Source organism: Paenibacillus sp. CAA11 (genome assembly GCF_003060825.1).
Classification (GTDB): Bacteria; Bacillota; Bacilli; order Paenibacillales; family Paenibacillaceae; genus Fontibacillus.
Genome location: NZ_CP028922.1, coordinates 2611700 through 2629356 on the forward strand (window position 1 = coordinate 2611700; position 17657 = coordinate 2629356).

Here is a 17657-nt window from a genome sequence, read left to right on the forward strand (position 1 = left end):
GGGATACTCCATACAGGACAATCCCCCTCGCGGCAGGACGCGATTTATGATTTAAAAAAACGGGATAATTCACCTTGGATCAAGGATACCTGACCCGGTTTTCTCCCTGTAACCAACTGCTGCTTCAACATTCGATAAAGTTGCGAGTCCGTAAGTTCCCGGCGCTTCTCTTCAGTATCTGTGGTTATGACAGTAGCCTCCTGAGATTCTTTGCCCATCGGGTTCATCACCTGCTTAATGCCGGCAATATTCACACCCTTGTCAATTAAGGCTTTGATCTCAAGCAGTCTCTCTACGTCATTAAAAGAGAACAATCGCTGATTTCCGGAGGTTCTGGCCGGTACAATTAACTGATGCTGTTCATAATAGCGAATCTGGCGAGCAGATAAATCGGTAAGCTTCATCACAATACCGATAGGGAATAAAGCCATATTTCTGCGGATTTCGTCACCCATCGCTCTCAACCTTCCAATAATGAATTAGTCTGATTCGATTGTATGTCATGTTGTCTAACATGTCAAGCTAGAATCAGGTAACCATTATAGTAGATTTTGTTCCTTCATCTTCTGCAGAGCGGCTAAGATCCCATACTTAACATGAGATAATGTCAATCCTCCCTGCATATACGCAATGTAAGGTTTGCGAATTGGCGCGTCCGCACTTAGCTCCAGACTGCCGCCTTGAATGAAGGTTCCGGCAGCCATAATCACCGGATGCTCATAACCCGGCATATCCCATGGCTCAGGCACCACATGTCCGTCTACTGCCGATGCCCGCTGTACCCCTTGAACAAATGCGATAAGGTGCTCACTGCTTGTAAAAGAGATCGCCTGGATCAGATCCGTACGCGGCTCGTCCCAGCGGGGCTTCGAGTCAAACCCGGCCGTCTCAAATACGGCGGCAGCAAGGATGCTGCCCTTCAAAGCTTGTCCAACGATCGTGGGGGCCATAAATAATCCCTGGTAGATGCCCCGTGTTGTCCCAAGCATAGCCCCTACCTCTCCGCCAATGCCCGGAGCGGTTAGTCGATATGCGGCCAGCTCCACTAGCGAAGCCCTGCCGCAAATATATCCGCCGGTCTCAGCCAGTCCTCCCCCTGGATTCTTGATTAGGGAACCGGCAATCAGATCAGCGCCTACTTCTGTCGGTTCCTGTATTTCCGTAAACTCGCCATAGCAATTGTCTACGAATACAATAACATCGGGCTTTATCGCTTTCACTCGGCGAACCATCTCCGCAATCTGCTCGACCCGAAACGAACTGCGCCAATCATACCCGCGTGAACGCTGAATCCCAATCACCTTCGTATGTTCATGAATACCGGCCTCGACAGCTGCCCAGTCCACCGTACCCTCTTCGAGTAAAGCCGCTTCGCGATAGCTGATTCCGTAATCTCGCAGGGATCCTGTACCATCTCCTGCTTGTCCGATTACTTTATGTAATGTGTCATAAGGACGGCCCGTGATGTAGAATAGCTCATCCCCCGGCCGAAGTACACCGAATAGAGCCGTAGCAATCGTGTGTGTTCCTGAGGCGAAATGCGGTCTTACCAATGCGGCTTCCGCTCCAAATACGTCAGCGTATACGAGGTCGAGTACCTCACGCCCCCGGTCGTTATACGCGTAGCCTGTTGATCCTGCGAAATGAAAATCACTTACCTGATGCCGCTGAAAAGCTTCAATCACTTTCCATTGATTGTGATCAACAATACGATCAATTCGCTGCTGACTCTCGGCGGTTAACTCTTCAGCCTGTCTGAGCCAACCCTTAATTTCTTCTGAAAAACCTGCCATTTCTTCTTCTCTCCCTCATAGATGACAGGCCTGCCGTTCAACAATGGAACGACAGGCCGTAAACTTCTTGTTAACTAACCTAACCTTCGTTAATGATGTAGGATTCAAGCTGATACCCAAGCTTCTCATAATCCGCTTTATTCAGCTCAACGCGGAACAGGATATCATCCTCATCAAAAGTCTGCTCCAGCACCTCACCAACCCGGTAAACTATTGCTGTTAAGTCCCCCCGTCCCGCAGGAATTCTGAACAGACGTGTGTCGCCGGTAAGCTGCTTCTGAATTGCTTCTCTAACGAGTTCTAGATCTGCCTCGTCATAAGCGCTGATCTTGAAGGAATGCTCGCCGGATGGAAGCATCTGAAGCTGCTCTGGAGTGCACAAATCCTTCTTGTTAAAGAGAACGATCTGCGGCTTGCTGCCGGCTCCCAGATCATTCAGAATCTCTGTAACTACAGCCATCTGCTCTTCCCGATTCTCCGCAGAAGCATCCACAACATGCAGGATCAGATCAGCTTCATTCGCTTCTTCGAGCGTCGCCCGGAAGGAAGCGACCAGATCATGCGGCAGGTTCTGGATAAAGCCAACCGTGTCTGTCAGGACGATCTCCTTACCGCTTGGAAGCTCCAGAGTGCGTGAGGTCGGATCAAGTGTAGCAAACAATTGATTTTCCACATAAATATCAGATGCCGTCAGCTGCTTTAACAGCGTAGATTTACCGGTATTAGTGTAACCTACGAGGGCTACCTGAACTACCCCGGTTTCCTTGCGGCGCTGTCTGTGCAGCTTACGATGCCGGGTAACTTCGTCCAGCTGGCGCTTCAGATCACTGATCCGGCCGCGAATGTGACGGCGGTCTGTCTCAAGCTTACTTTCCCCCGGACCTCTAGTTCCGATACCGCCGCCAAGACGAGATAAGTTCTTGCCATGGCCCGACAGTCTCGGGAGAAGGTAGGAAAGCTGTGCAAGCTCTACCTGAATGATCCCTTCACGCGTTTTGGCACGCTGAGCGAAAATATCCAGAATAAGCTGTGTACGGTCAATAATTTTAACATCCAACGTCTCTTCGAGATTCCGAACCTGGGCCCCTGAAAGCTCCTGATCAAAAATGGCTGTGTTGGCCTCCTGAGCTTCAATCGCTTCCCGCAGCTCTTCGACCTTGCCTTTCCCGATAAACCATCGTGAATCCGGGGTTTCCCGGTTCTGGACGATCACGTCCTTTACTTCAACTCCCGCTGTCTCTGCCAAATTAACCAGCTCATCAAGCGAATACTTAGCATTAATTCCGCTTCGCTTGACTTCATCCGTTACAAGGCTGACTAATACCGCTTTGTCGGTAAGTTCCGTCTTTGTCTCATATGTTGCTCCCATTCATTCACTGCTCCTTCTAAAGGCCTTATAATTGCTGCTTCTTATTTCTTATCTACCCTTAAATCCTCGGTTCTAATAGTCATCAGCTCCAGTTTACCTGGAGAAGCGCTCGAATATTGATTTAACAGCCGCACCGCCTGCTGGCGAATCGAACGCTCGATCATATTCCTCACGTATCTAGCATTGCTGAAGGCATGTAGGCTCTCCTGCTTCTCATTGATCAGGTGCTGCTTCAGCTTGAGGATTGCCTGCGGCATCAGGATGTAATCTCGCTCCTTCACCATCATCTCCGAGATTTGGATCAGCTGATCGACCGAGTAATCCGGAAAGTCCATCTGAATCGGAAAACGGGACGGCAGCCCTGGATTTGTCTGCAGGAAGAATTCCATCTCGTCCGAGTAGCCCGCGAGAATTAGAATAAACTGGTTCTTATGGTCTTCCATGGCTTTGACCAGCGTATCGATGGCTTCCTTCCCGAAATCCTTCTCGCCGCCCCGGGCCAAGCTATAAGCTTCGTCTATGAACAGAATGCCGCCAAGAGCCTTCTTCACAAGATCCCGGGTCTTCTGCGCCGTATGTCCAATATACTCTCCCACCAGATCAGCGCGTTCTACTTCCAGCAAATGCCCCTTACTCAGCACACCCATCTTCTGAAACAATTTGGCTATAATGCGAGCTACTGTTGTTTTCCCAGTACCAGGATTCCCTTTAAACACCATATGAAATACCTGGGAGCCGCTTAGTAAACCAACCTCCGAACGCATCTGAGCGATTTGCAGGAGCGCAAAGATTTCAAACACCAGCTCTTTAATACCGTCCAGGCCTACTAATTGATCCAGCTCGCGCTGGATCTCAGCATAAATCCCCTGCTGCACTGCCGCTGTCTTGGCAGCGGACGGAGCCGCCTCGATCTCGGGAGCCGTTTGAGAAATAACAGGCGGCTCAGAGGTACGAAGTATCACATTAATCTGTCTCGATGGTCTCTCGCTGTTGCCGGCCATGGCACGCCCTTGCATTGCGGCATCACCTCTTCCAAAAGTGGGACTGTAGAAACTTCTTAGACAATTGTATTCTATTGATCGTCCCGTTATTAGAAGTTTCCTTACTCTCCACGGATAAGGATGAGCGCTTGATCCATTTTCCACTTCGTATAAGCCAATATTTCCCGAGCCTTATTATATCCCATATTTAATACTTTAGAATCCGTCAACGATAATTGAGGATCTTTATAATCAAGGGTTCTTGCGATTTCAAGAGCTCTTCTTCCGTGATAGTTATGCGTGATAATGACCGCAGTATTGAAATGATGCTCCTTCATAATCTGCTTGCTGAATTTAAGATTTTCCACAGTGCTGGTAGCTTGATTCTCAAGCAGAATCGCTTCCTTCGGAATGCCTAACTCTGTAAGATACAACGCCATCCCCTGTGCTTCTGTGCGCTTGGCTTTTGGTGAATCAAGGCCGCCGGTAACCAAAATATAAGGGAACTTCCCCTCGCTATATAACTGGGCTGCCAGATTCAGCCGTTCCTTCAAGCCCGGACTCGGTACATCATTCCATAACGAAGCTCCTAGAACGATCCCTACATCAGCTGGCTTCAGTGACTTCGTGCTTTTCCCGCTCTCAATTTGCAGCCAAGCGTAAGCAAGCCATACCAGTCCTAGCAGGATGATCAGCCCAGCGGCTTTGACCAGCTGGCGAGCAGGCCCTGCTTTACGTGTACGGGGAGGGACTTTCACAGATTCGGCGGAATTATTCATGCAGATCCTCCATGTAGGCCGAATTTCAATTCGCTTAGCTCCATTCCTTGATCCCGGTGTGCGAGTGACATGAGGAAGTAAGGAAAGGAATGCGAATCAATAGCACGAAGCACATCACGTGCTGTCTGGGAAGCAAGCTCATAATCGCGAGGTGTAATCAGCCTCCGGGCAAGCGCATCGTCCAGTTCATCCTGATCCAACAGAAAAACCTCTCCATTCTTCAGCACCACAATATCTAGATACAAATCATCAAACCAGGGAACGCCTTGATCGGTTACGCCTTGATTCTTGCAAACATCAATGTACCATTCTACAATCTCATGCTTGTCATCAAACATTGCCGTAACAATAAAATGCTCTCCAGCCGGATAATACTGAAGCCAGCTATAACCCTTGTCTGCAATCCGAAAGGTGTGCCTTCCATAGGTTTTCCATAACGGCTCACGTAGGGTCTGGATCGTGTACAGAGTGATATACCCCGTAAAACTAGCACTTTTCACATACCTTGAAGCAAACTGCCGCTGTGTCACACGGCGCCAATTTGCCCGGTCTCCAAATTTTCGCTTCATCGGTTAATACCCTTTCACACATGTTATGTTCAGCTTATCATATTTGAAAGCTACTCACAAAAGGCATTTGGCAAAAAAAGCAAAGAGCTTCCTTCTCTCGAACTCGAAAGAAATGGAAGCTCTTTGCATGACTATGAATTATCCTCTTCGATTACCCGGCGTTCTGTGAACCTGCGGGATTCGAGGGGTCAGGGGCGAAGGTACCGTCTCCACTGCTGCCTGTAGTACCATCGCCGGTTCCTGAATTGGTCTCCGGTCCGGAGGTTCCCCCAGAACTATCGGGAGAGTCTCCTGAACCGCTGCCGCGGCCATTCGACTTGCCGTTTCCTTTACCTCTTCCCTGCTTGTTGCTTTGATCATCCGGAGAGGTTGCAGGGTTCCCGGTGTCTCCCGAATTCCCGCCATTATTGTCAACTCCATTACCGCTGGAGTCGCCCCCCTGGTTCGTATTCCCTGTGTTATCCTGGTTGGTATTCGAAGGAGTATCGCCTGGATTTAAGTTGCCACCGTTCGGATCAGTTCCATTCCCCGTATCCGGAGGTGTGGTCTCATTCTGATCTTCTACGGCAGGAATTTCAAACCTGACGACATTCGATCGGTCACTTTCCGTATCCGTTGCCGGATCATAATACGTTACATAGTATTCATAAGCAGTTGCAGGTGCAACTGTTAAATCCTCTGCATCTGTCGTTGCAACGTTCATGAGGAGCGAATAATCAGCATCTGTCGAGGCCTTCCGGTAGATCCGGTATTGTCCGCCTGCCTGGTCCACTCCATTCCAAGTTAAGGATACCGTTGCAGTTCCTTCGTCATAAGTACCGCTCAAGCCTGTTACGCCCTTCGGCTTAACCGGCTGCTCTTCTTCTTTCTTCGGCTTGGACAGTTTGGATGGAACATCAAAATCTTTGACAGGTACGCCCTTAAGCGCCTCAGACATGACAGCCGCGAACATGGCAGCCGTTTGGCCGCTGCTGCCATTCAGCAGATGGTTCTTATCCACCTTGTCATAACCCATCCAGATAGCAGCAGTCCACTCAGGGGTATAACCAACAAACCAGACATCACGGTTTTTGCTGCTCTTAAGGCCTGAAATTCCGTGCTGTGTAGTACCTGTTTTCCCTGCCACAGGACGATCTATTCTTGCTTTCTTCCCTGTACCATCAGTAACTACGTTTTGAAGCATCTTGGTCATGTAATAGGCGGTGTCTTCACCAAGGATCTGTTCCTGTTTAGGTTTGCCATGCTGGTACACCGGGGTTCCTGCATGGTCCCGAATTTCTTTAATGGAGTATGGGTCATTATGTCTTCCCTTATTCGCCAGTACACTGTAGGCTTCGGCCATCTCCATCGTCGTGGTACCCTTGGTCAATCCCCCCAGCGCGACGGCCAGGTTGCTATCATTCTTATCGAGCGTGATCCCCATCTTCTGGGCATAATCAATACCTGTCTTCACACCGATCTGATTAAGAATCCATACCGCAGGAATATTTTCAGATTTTGTAATCGCCTGAGTCATACCAATCGTATCTGAATAGCCATGAAGATTCTTCGGACAATAGTTACCGAAGCATTGCTTCTTGTTGCTGAGTTTGGAGTTTATTGTAAACTTCCCTGTCTCCAGAGCAGGTGCATAATCAATAATCGGCTTTAATGCTGAGCCTGGCTGTCTGCGGCTGTTAATCCGGCTAAAGCCTTTACGTTCATAATCGCGTCCGCCAAGCAGCGCCACAATCGCTCCGTTCTCATGGTTCATGATCACAATGGAGCCCTGTACCTGTTGATCATCCTTGCTCTTCTCAAATAGACTGTCATTCGCGAACGCCTTCTCAACCGCCTTCTGCGCCTGGGCATCCATAGTTGTGTAAATCTTATAACCTCCACGGACGATCTGGTCCTCGGTCAGTTCTGGCGCCACATCCTCCGCTTCATCCATGACATAATCGATAAAAGCGTTGTAATTCTGCTTCTTGACCGGAGGCTGGTAATCGTATTTGACGGCCTTCGCATGGTCCCGCTGCTCTGCGGTGATATAGCCCTGTTCATACATCAAATCCAGTACGACGCCCCTTCGCTCGGTAGATGCTTCCGGGTTGCGCAGTGGATTGTACTTCGATGGACCCTTCGGCATCGCTGCAAGGGTGGCCATCTGCCACAGCTCCAGTTTGTTAAGATCACCCTGACCAAAATATTTCTCGGCAGCAGCCTTAATTCCATAGGTGGTTCCGCCAAAATTAATTCGGTTCAAATACAAGGTCAGTATCTCATCCTTCGTCTTATTTCGCTCCAAGGCGGTTGCTATCGCAACCTCGGTAGCTTTACGGAAAAAGGTCTTATCCCGTGACAGGAAGATGTTCTTGGCAAGCTGCTGAGTGATCGTACTCCCGCCCTCCAGCTTCTTCCTGGCTACAATATCCTTAACGGCCGCCCGGCCGATGGACCAGATGTCTACCCCATTATGCTCGTAGAAACGCTTATCCTCCGTAGCTACAAAAGCGTCCTTGAGGAGCTTGGGGATCTGATTGCTATCCACTGGCTCACTCTTGTCGATAGACAGCTCACCCATCAGCTTGCCGCCGCGGTCATAAACCTTAGTCGATTCATAGACAACCAGCTTATCCTGGTTCTCGCGGAGCAGCTTTTCTCCGTTGAACATAATGAACAGATATCCGATTATTCCGCAAATAATTGCGAATGCCATGGTAAAAAACGTGGTCCACAGCACTTTCTTGGCAGACAATTTCTTCTTTTTTTTCTTTGGTTTGTCTTTGGATGAATCCGACGCCTTGTGGTTGCGATCCATTCTAGACGGTCTTTGTGTCGGCATGTTCTCTCTATAGACTCCCTTCATTCTAGCCTAAACGCCCCCGGAAAGGAAAAGAACAACCCTTATCGTTCAGGTTGCTCCATTCTAATTCCTATACATTTAAACGTTAAGGTTTTAAAAAAGTTTCAGGTCTTGGGGGTTAGCCCTCGCCTTGATTATCCTGCATCAGCGAAACATTTCGCTGCGGCTGGAAGGTGGAGATAGCGTGCTTGTACACCATTTGCTGGCGTCCGTCACTGTCGATAACGATCGTGAAGTTGTCAAAAGCTTTGATCGTTCCCCGAATTTGGAAGCCGTTCGTTAAGAAGACCGTGACCGGAATGCTTTCTTTGCGCAATTGGTTTAAGAACGTATCTTGGATATTGATGGATTTGTTCATTTAGCCGTACCCCCAAATGTTCAATTAGTGTTTTGTATTATATTCAAGAGATGCTCCGAACTTTCCTGCTATTATAGCATGGATGTCCGCCAAATTCTTTGAAAAATTTCCATCCGTGCAGTCTACCCAATGAATCTCCTTCATGTGGCGGAACCAGGACAGCTGACGCTTTGCGAAATGACGCGTATCCCGCTTCAGCTTGACAATGGCCTGATCCAGAGGGACTCCATCCACCAGATGCTCCACAATCTCCTTATAGCCAAGCCCCTGCATGGAGACCAGGTCTGGCGTATAGCCCTTATTCAGCAGAGACTCCACCTCTTGAACCAATCCCTGCTCGATCATGGCATCAATGCGTTCCTCTATTCGGTTATATAGCAATTGACGGTCCATTGTCAAACCGATCAGACATAGATCATATGGAGACTGCTTAGTCTGCCCCTCCAATTGAGCCGACATTGTGATTCCGGTGAGGTGGTGTATTTCAAGAGCACGAATGACCCTTCGCTGATCATTCGGATGCAGCTTGGCGGCAGAAGCCGGATCGATCTGGGCCAGCTTGTCATGAAGAGCCTGCACCCCAAATTCCTCGGCATATTTGACCTGAGCTTGTCTGAATTCCTCATCTGATCCTGCTTCCGAGAACTGGAATTCGTAACAAACCGATTCCACATACAGCCCGGTGCCTCCAACGATAAATGGCAGATGCCCCCTGGATGTAACTTCTGGAATCAGACGGCGGCAAGCCTCTTGGAACAGCGCTACCGAAAAAGGCTCGTCCGGCTTGAGAACATCAATAAGATGATGGGGGACCCCTCTCATTTCATCCTGAGTAATTTTGGCAGTGCCGATGTCCATTTCCCGGTAAACTTGCATGGAATCACCAGAAATAACCTCACAGGAATAAGCTTTGGCAATTTCAATACTAAGCCTTGTTTTTCCAACTGCTGTTGGACCTACCAGGACTAGAAGCTTAGGTTTATTCTCAGCTGTCAAGACGCATCACCCCGTACGTAATTTTGGAGCGGCTCCGGTCGGGCAGGTCAAATCCTAGCCGGGTGAATTCTCCGCTATCTCTTTTCTCCTTAAGGACCACTGCTTTACGTGCAACCCTTCTCGCTTCAGCTATCGCTTCCAAGCTGATTTGATCTAGATTCGCGTAACTGCGGAGAGGTGATATGGAGGATGACTCTGTCGTCGGCTCCCTGAACATCGGATCAAAATATACGATATCCGCGCTTTGATCAGGCATTTGCTTGAGCCAGTCCAGATGATGGCCGTGACGGACCTCAATCCGAGACAAGGCTTCATCAAACTCTTTTAACCCTGAATGGTAGCTTGCTAAACCCTCACGCAGCAGCATATATAATGGAAATGAGCTTTCGAGTGAGACCACCTCCCCCAAAGGCCCGCTGCCCATGGAGAAAATAATGGAATCTGCACCGAGACCGGCCGTGCAATCTATGATGCGATCTCCTGGCACAACACCAGCAGCTTCGAGCATGAGATCCTTCCCACCCTTTAAGAGACGTTTGGCTCTAACAAAGGACATGCTGGGATGAAAGAACATAGGCTCTCCATCCTCGCCTGCAATACGAATCCCGTTCTCCAGGACAATCAGAATATCCGGATCATTGTATTTCTTGCGAAGCTTGCTCAGCGAAAGGCCCGATCTGCGGACATAACGAAGTCCTGTGCCTGCGGCAATCTGCAAAGCGCGCTGCACCGATCCCTGCGCTTCATGATCACCAGTAGTTATAATCAAGGTTGATTCCTCCGTTCACTTACATTACTCTCTTAAACAGCTTTTCCAGGTCATAAGTGGAAAAGGATACAACAATCGGCCGCCCATGCGGACAAGTATAAGGCTGGCGGCATGCAGCCAGACGGCGCAGCAGCGTCACTGCCTCTTCCTGAGTCAGCTTCTGATTCGCTTTGATCGAGGCTTTGCAGGAGCAGAGAATAGATGATTTCTCCCGGATTTTTGCCAAATCAATGGACCGTTCATTCAGTACCCAATCAGCCATCTCCTCAATGATCGCCGCCTCTTCCCCTTTGGGGAACCAATAGGGGTGAGATACTACGCGGAATGTCTGTCCTCCGAAGTGCTCTAATATGACTCCAGCACTCTCGAACCAATGCAGGCGGTCCTTCAGCTTCTCACTGTCAGAAGGAGTGAATTCTAAGGTTATCGGCAGAAGCAGCTCCTGTGATGCATCCGCTGGCGAACCAAATTTCTCATAGTAATATTCGTAATTCACCCGCTCATGGGCCGCATGCTGATCTATCAAATATAATCCCGTGTCATTATTCGCAATCAGATAAGTGCCATGGTGCTGACCGATCAGAGTGAGCTCCGGGAATTGGGGAACCTGAGGCGCTTCCGCGGGCGATTCATACAACCTCTCAATATGTTCAGGCTTAGGCAGCGCTGACGTTCGCACCTCATTCTGCCAGCCCTTCTGGTTATAACTACCCCCTGCTCCTGCTCCAGCCGCATATCCAGCCGCAGCTCCTTCCCGAACTTGCGGACTCCGAACCTGGGACATGGAGGATGAGACAGAAGGGACGTCCATTCCCTGTCCTTGACCTCCAGCCGTACTCCCTTCCCTGGAAGGACTGCCGCTGACGGGAGCGGAGTTACCGGAATGTATAAACTCCTGCCGATTCGCAGTATCCACAGGCGCCTGAGAAGGAGACGGGAAGCTGAACTGCTCCTGAATCACAGAACGGCTGTCACCTTTCCCAATTTGTTGCTTAACGACCTGTGGAATCAGCACATGCTGGGACAAAGCCCCCTTGACAGCGGTCTCCACGAATGTGTTCAATTCCCCTTCCTTACTGAAGCGTACTTCCAGCTTCGCTGGATGCACATTCACATCGACCAGTGAAGGATGCATCGTCAGCTGGAGCACAACCAGGGGATAACGACCGATCGGCAGCAAAGTATGATAACCGCGAAGAATGGCTTGCTGCAGCCCTGTATTCCGAATATAGCGGCCATTGACTACGGTGGATATCGCGTTCCGGTTGGAACGGGTCAAGTCCGGCCGTCCGATGAATCCCCGCAGGGTGTAATCGGGATCTTCATACTCAATCGGTACCATCGCTCTAGCTGCATTATTTCCATATATGGCTGCAATTACTTGCAGCAAATCTCCGTTGCCCGGCGTCTGCAGCAGCGCGTTGCCGTTATGTCTGAGAGAGAAGCCGATCTCAGGATGGGCCAAGGCCTGGCGATACATCACGTCGGAAATATGGCCGAGCTCTGTCTGAATCGTCTTCATGTATTTCAGCCTGGCCGGGGTATTGTAGAATAATTCTCTGATGACGAGGTCCGTGCCCTTTGGGGCTGGTGCTGCTTCGCTCTCCTTCAGCTTTCCTCCCTCAATCGACACCTTATAGCCGAGCCCGGAGTCGCTGCTGGCGCTGATCAGCTGCACCTTCGCGACGGCTGCAATACTTGGGAGAGCCTCGCCGCGGAACCCTAGACTCCGGATCTGGAACAGATCCCGTCCGCTGGAAAGCTTGCTGGTGGCGTGGCGGTAGAATGCCGTCTCACAGTCCTCCGGTTCAATCCCCGAACCGTTGTCCGTGACACGGATGCTCATCAGACCGCCCTCCTCCACCATGACGTCCACCTTCGTTGAGCCTGCGTCAATCGCGTTCTCAACCAGCTCCTTGACCACGGAGGATGGCCGCTCTACGACCTCACCCGCCGCGATCTGGTTCGCAATATGCTCGTCCAGTATCTGGATTTTAGCCATATCTGAATCCACCCGCTCTCTTTCTATTTCAGAATTTCTAGCGCCTTAACATTCCAATTTACAATAAATGCCTGCCCCGGCAAAATAACTACAAATCTTTGGCCTTCATCTTCAAATCATTCAGAAACTGCAAAGCCTGCAGAGGTGTCATGTTCATCACATCAGCATCCTTCACCTGCTTGATGATCTTCCGGGATCTTGCGTCTTCCTGAGAACCCTGCGAAGGAACGACAGGAGCGGTCGGCTTTTCTGGCTCCTCCTCCCCGAAGATCGACAACTGCACCACGCCATCCGAAGTCTCAGCGGCTGAAGGCTCGGCCGATGTTCGGCGAGGCTCCACTTCCTCTAACGCAGGAAGTGAGACGGCCGAGTCCTCCTTCTTCTCCGCTACAGGCTTCGGCAGACTGGCTTCGGCCGCCGGCGCCGCTGCAGCGTCTCGATCTGACACTGGGCGGGGGGCTGCCTCTTCCAGGTCCTGCAGCAGGCCGTAAGCCCGGTCAATGATGCTGCCTGGTAGCCCGGCAAGGCGGGCGCAGTAGATGCCGTAGCTGGTGCTGGCCGCACCTGGCACCAATCTGCGGAGGAAATGGACCTTGTCTCCGCTCTCCTGAACAGCCATACAATAATTATGGAGCCCTTTAAGCTCTAACTCCAGATGGGCAAGCTCATGGAAGTGCGTTGACACCAGTGCTTTACAGCCTATATGGTCATGGACATATTCAATAACCGCTTGGGCAATAGCCATCCCTTCCGTGGTAGAAGTACCGCGCCCAAGCTCATCAATAATGATCAGGCTTCGAGGTGTTGCCTTCTCGGTCATCACCTGAATATCGGCCATCTCCACCATGAAGGTGCTCTGGCCGCCAATCAGGTCATCGGCAGCACCGATTCGGGTGAAGATGCGGTCAATCATCGGAATTTCAGCCTTAGTGGCAGGCACAAAGCAGCCGATCTGCGCCATGATGGAGATCAGGGCTACCTGCCTCATATAAGTGCTCTTACCGGCCATATTAGGCCCAGTGATAAGCAAAATATTGGCATCCTTCTGCCGAAGCTCTGTGCCGTTAGCGATAAAGGCTGTGCCTTCCATCACCGACTCCACAACAGGGTGGCGGCCCTGATCAACGACAAAATCATAACCGTCGGTGAGCACTGGCTTCACGAAGCCCGAATCCGCACTGACCGCTGCCAGAGAACGGTACACATCGATCTCCGCAACGGCTTCAGCTAAGCGCTGTAGCCGGGTGATCTCGGCATTGAGCCGTTCCCTGAGCTCTGTGAACAGCGAATATTCCAGGTCAAGCATCTGATCTTGTGCCTCCAGGATGAGTGTTTCTTTCTCCTTCAGCTCCGGCGTCACGAATCTTTCTGCATTAGCAAGCGTCTGCTTGCGTTCATACCGCCCTTCAGGAAGGGCGCCCAAATTGGACTTAGTCACTTCGATATAGTAGCCAAACACTTTGTTGTAGCCAATCTTCAGTGACTTAATTCCGGTCGCCTGCCGCTCTGCCGCCTCCAGCTCAGCAATCCAGCGCTTGCCATTCGCGCCCGCTTCACGCAGCTCATCGAGGCGTGCGTGATAACCGGGCCGGATCAGGCCTCCGTCCCGCACGGAGACAGGAGGATCCTCCGCAATAGCCAGATCAATGGCTTCCGCCAGATCCCGGCAGTCATCAAGCTCCTCCGAAATTCGCTGGAGCGTCTTAGACGACGAGGAAGCGCACAGCTCCTTCAAATCGGGAATCTGCCATAGCGACTGTTTCAGAGCCAGCAGGTCTCGCCCGTTCGCCGATCCGAAGGCGATCCGTGCGACCAGACGCTCCAAGTCATAAATCTCCTTGAGCTTCTCACGCAAGTCCTCCCGCAGCATATAGCCTGCATGAAGCTGCTCTACCGCTTCTAGTCTTGCCTCGATGCGGCTTCGCTGCAGCAGGGGCTTGTCCACCCAGCGGCGGAGCAATCGTGCTCCCATAGATGTCTCCGTCCGGTCCAGCAGGGACAATAGTGAGCCCTTCTTCGAGCGGTCACGCACCGTCTCAACAAGCTCTAGATTTCGCCGTGTGAACGGATCGAGAATCATGAAATTTTCCGGCTCATAGGACGAAATCCGGGTAAGCTGGCCAAGCGAGCGCTTTTGCGTCTCTGCAAGATAGGATACAAGAAGCGATACGCAGACCTGCCGTTCAGGCTCAAGCCGAACCCAGGCGGCCTCGCCAAACTGGCGGCGCCCAGCATCGTCCCGGCTCTTCTCGCGAGCGGTGTACACAATCGGGCGGGATATCGGACCAGCCTGCTCCCGCAGCCAATCCAGCAGCTCAGCATCGCCAATGATCTCGGACGGCGTGTACAGACCCACCTCATCGCGCAGCCATTCCCTGCTTGCAGGTGCGCTGGTCACATGCAGCTCTCCTGTAGACAAGTCGCAGGCGGCAACCGCCATCGACGCTTCCGTCTCGGTAACGCAAACCATGTAGTTATTGGATTTTTCCCCAATGGTCTTGCCTTCCATTACTGTACCAGGCGTAACAACTCTAACAATCTCACGCCTCACCATTCCTTTGACCTGCGCGGGATCATCCAGCTGTTCGCATATAGCTACCTTGTAGCCCTTCTCTATCAATCGGTGTATATAGTTCTCAGCAGAATGATAAGGGACCCCGCACATAGGAATGCGCTCGTCGCCGCCCCCGGCCCGTCCGGTAAGAGTGATTTCCAGCTCTTTGGCGGCAAGAATAGCATCATCAAAAAACATCTCATAAAAGTCACCTAAACGAAAAAAAAGAAAAGCATCCTTCGCTTGTTCTTTGATCTTCAAATATTGTTCAATCATCGGCGTATATTTGGCCATGACGTACCTCCATACCCATTCATAGAACTCTATTATACCAGAAAGAAATTAGAGGCGCTTGTGATAGACTTCCTCTTCCCTTCCGGTATGTGAATTCTCCACGGCGGGCGCACATCTGTCAGCTCATCCCAGACCCAGCCGTCCCGTACAGCTGCGAACATAGGCCTAATGTATGCAGCATGCTGCTCACATTCATCTAGTGTCTCCAGCTCCTGAAGGAGCGGCAGCACGGCTGTCCGAAGCTTCTCGCGTTCTCCCTGATAGAAGGCTTTCTGAATATGGATGTCCTGAAGAGGACGCTGCTTCAATTTCCCATATTGATTCGCAATCAAGAATGCTAGAGCAATTACAGCTTTGGTCACCATAGGGGACACAAGAAAGCTCGGCAATGTCCGGTATTCAAAACCGCCATGCGGCTGCAGCCTGAAGTCCCCCAAAAAACCGTAACGGGGACGGCGTTTCAGGCTTCTTGAATCCTCCAATACCGCAACCAGCAGAGCCAAATAATTATCCAGAGCGCGCAGCAGCTCCGGGCTGAAGGGAACCCCGCTGAGGTGAACATGCCCTCCTAGGGGCAATCCTTCAAGAGGCATGCCTCCTGCATACCAATGCAAAGAAGTATCCTCTATTTCACGAGCTGCCAGCGCCATCGAGGCTCTGAGCTGTCTGAACAAGGCGCTAGGATGAGTGGCAGGAGCTGGTCTTAACTCGGCTACTGGATAGTAGCATTTCCCGCGAATCCACACTGCGTCACAGCCCGCACGTCCCTGGCGTCCCAAAAAACGGGAAGCCGGTATGACTTTGCCGCTCTTGGGATCAAACAAAATAAATTCAGGATCCAGTCCCACCCTGACTTGCTGGGTCTGTATCTCATCCTCTGAAGCTGCTGCCAGGCCCGCTGAATTTGCCCGGACATAACGAGCAGCATCCTCCTGCCAGCCCTTATCTAGAGGCTTAATCCCTGCAACTGCGCTGCCGCGTTCTTCACCCGGTAAAATGGTGACGATCCCAGAATCCATTCCCAGGCTGTACAATGTACGAACTGCCAGCTTTTCCAGCCTCTTCGCAATCTTCTCTCCGGTCTTTCCCTCCCAAGATTGCCTGGACAGGAGCAACGGGGAACCAGAACGCCCTCCGGATTCTTCAACAATTCCTATAGACCGCAGCTGTGTAACATATACCTTGTAACCTTTCGCATAGCGGGTATTGGCATCCATATCAAAGGCTCCCTTATGAGAGAACTGATGCTTGATTCCAGCCATTCTCAGCCGTTCTTCCCAATTCCGAATTTCTCTAGCCGGGATCCAGTCCCATTTGTTCCGCTGCTTCTGCATACGTTACTTCTCCCCTTTTTAACAAGCTGCATCCAAATGAAATCAGAATATAAAAAAAGAGGGCATCCGCCCTCTCCGCCGTCATCACGACTGCATATAATGCATTACCTTTTCATACAAAGCGGATGGGCATAGGTCACAGATCTTCATCCAAGAGGTCCGGATCTAACTCATCGTAATCCCCATCATCCAGCGCGAAATCATATTCCTTGTCACCCTCATCACTGCCGGGCACTACGAGCACGTTGATCTTGGTCTCAGCCACCAGCTCAACAGCGAACTCCCGCTCAACCCGGATGATGACGCCGCCCCCACCCGAAACAACAGCCTCTACGGTGCTTGGCTCCTGCGTGGCTTCCGCCGATACCTCGACAGTGGAAGAACGATGTCTTCCGTCAAGGTAAGTGAGCGGCACATTCTCCACGTAGGAGACCTTTTCTTTAGCAACCGCCGTTTGCGAATTCTTGTCATACGAATACCAGATGTTCACATCGTAAGTACCAATAACTTCAATTCCTTCCCCCGCAGCAACCGCTTCGTACTGGTGGTTAATAATCCAAGCCCCCAGAATACTCGTCGGATTGTGAGGCGGAGTCACGGTATGTGTTACGGTAGAGAACTTACGACCCTTGCCGCAGATCGCTTTCGTTATAATCTCTCTACTTTGAAATTGCGATGGCATGTTTAAACCTCCTCCATACAATCATTCACTACATATGTATGCAGGAAGTAGGCAAATGTTGATAAGGAGGTTCCACTAAAAAAAGAATATTTAATCTACATTTATTCGCCTTGGTTAGAAGTGTCAGGAGCACCGGGAGGCTCGGAAGTTGCAGAACTTCCTGAAGAGCCTTCTACAAAATTTCCTACGGTAGAGTTTTGAGCCCCATTCTGCTGCATTTTCGCTTCATCGGAAATCGTAACCGTATCTCCGTCTTGGTTGGTTTGCGAAATCAAATTTTGCTTTGCTGCTGCTTCCTCGCTTTTCTTGTCCTGCTCCTTCTGAAATTTTTCA

General features: G+C 50.7%; 15 protein-coding genes. All 15 read right to left on the reverse strand.

The window, feature by feature from the left end:
• Positions 1-44: 44 nt before the first annotated feature.
• A complete protein-coding gene (locus tag DCC85_RS12070) occupies positions 45-455 on the reverse strand; it encodes a MerR family transcriptional regulator (RefSeq protein WP_108465816.1) in 411 nt (136 codons plus the stop codon).
• 84 nt (positions 456-539) lie between these two features.
• Positions 540-1793 carry a methionine gamma-lyase family protein gene (locus DCC85_RS12075; protein WP_108465817.1) on the reverse strand — a complete coding sequence of 418 codons (1254 nt, stop codon included), beginning with the start codon at positions 1791-1793 and terminating at the stop codon, positions 540-542.
• A gap of 79 nt (positions 1794-1872) precedes the next feature.
• On the reverse strand, positions 1873-3162 hold the full coding sequence (hflX, locus tag DCC85_RS12080; protein WP_108465818.1) for a GTPase HflX: 1290 nt from the start codon (positions 3160-3162) through the stop codon (positions 1873-1875).
• Positions 3163-3203: 41 nt separating this feature from the next.
• Positions 3204-4178, reverse strand: coding sequence for a stage V sporulation protein K (gene spoVK, locus DCC85_RS12085; protein ID WP_108465819.1), 975 nt, complete (start codon positions 4176-4178; stop codon positions 3204-3206).
• A gap of 86 nt (positions 4179-4264) precedes the next feature.
• Positions 4265-4921: a YdcF family protein gene (locus DCC85_RS12090; protein ID WP_108465820.1), complete on the reverse strand. Its 657-nt coding sequence runs from the start codon at positions 4919-4921 to the stop codon at positions 4265-4267.
• Entirely contained in the window at positions 4918-5490 is a 573-nt protein-coding gene (locus DCC85_RS12095; protein WP_108465821.1) for a ribonuclease FAU-1 family protein, read from the reverse strand. The genes DCC85_RS12090 and DCC85_RS12095 overlap by 4 nt, the downstream gene beginning before the upstream one ends.
• A 151-nt stretch (positions 5491-5641) precedes the next feature.
• Positions 5642-8314: a PBP1A family penicillin-binding protein gene (locus DCC85_RS12100; protein WP_108467839.1), complete on the reverse strand. Its 2673-nt coding sequence runs from the start codon at positions 8312-8314 to the stop codon at positions 5642-5644.
• A gap of 139 nt (positions 8315-8453) precedes the next feature.
• A complete protein-coding gene (gene hfq, locus DCC85_RS12105) occupies positions 8454-8693 on the reverse strand; it encodes an RNA chaperone Hfq (protein WP_108465822.1) in 240 nt (79 codons plus the stop codon).
• A gap of 24 nt (positions 8694-8717) precedes the next feature.
• Positions 8718-9689, reverse strand: coding sequence for a tRNA (adenosine(37)-N6)-dimethylallyltransferase MiaA (gene miaA, locus DCC85_RS12110; protein ID WP_108465823.1), 972 nt, complete (start codon positions 9687-9689; stop codon positions 8718-8720).
• Positions 9679-10458: a class I SAM-dependent methyltransferase gene (locus tag DCC85_RS12115; RefSeq protein WP_108465824.1), complete on the reverse strand. Its 780-nt coding sequence runs from the start codon at positions 10456-10458 to the stop codon at positions 9679-9681. The genes miaA and DCC85_RS12115 overlap by 11 nt, the downstream gene beginning before the upstream one ends.
• A gap of 19 nt (positions 10459-10477) precedes the next feature.
• Positions 10478-12460, reverse strand: a complete 1983-nt coding sequence (gene mutL / locus DCC85_RS12120; protein WP_108465825.1) for a DNA mismatch repair endonuclease MutL — start codon at positions 12458-12460, stop codon at positions 10478-10480.
• Positions 12461-12548: 88 nt separating this feature from the next.
• Positions 12549-15308: a DNA mismatch repair protein MutS gene (mutS, locus tag DCC85_RS12125; RefSeq protein ID WP_108465826.1), complete on the reverse strand. Its 2760-nt coding sequence runs from the start codon at positions 15306-15308 to the stop codon at positions 12549-12551.
• A gap of 32 nt (positions 15309-15340) precedes the next feature.
• Positions 15341-16642, reverse strand: a complete 1302-nt coding sequence (locus tag DCC85_RS12130) for a putative amidoligase domain-containing protein (RefSeq protein ID WP_108465827.1) — start codon at positions 16640-16642, stop codon at positions 15341-15343.
• 136 nt (positions 16643-16778) lie between these two features.
• Complete coding sequence (gene cotE / locus DCC85_RS12135) at positions 16779-17324, reverse strand: outer spore coat protein CotE (protein ID WP_108465828.1); 546 nt, start codon at positions 17322-17324, stop codon at positions 16779-16781.
• Positions 17325-17425: 101 nt separating this feature from the next.
• The gene (locus DCC85_RS22980; protein WP_159081865.1) at positions 17426-17599 is read right to left on the reverse strand and encodes a hypothetical protein; all 174 of its coding nucleotides are present in this window, start codon (positions 17597-17599) and stop codon (positions 17426-17428) included.
• Positions 17600-17657 lie beyond the last annotated feature (58 nt).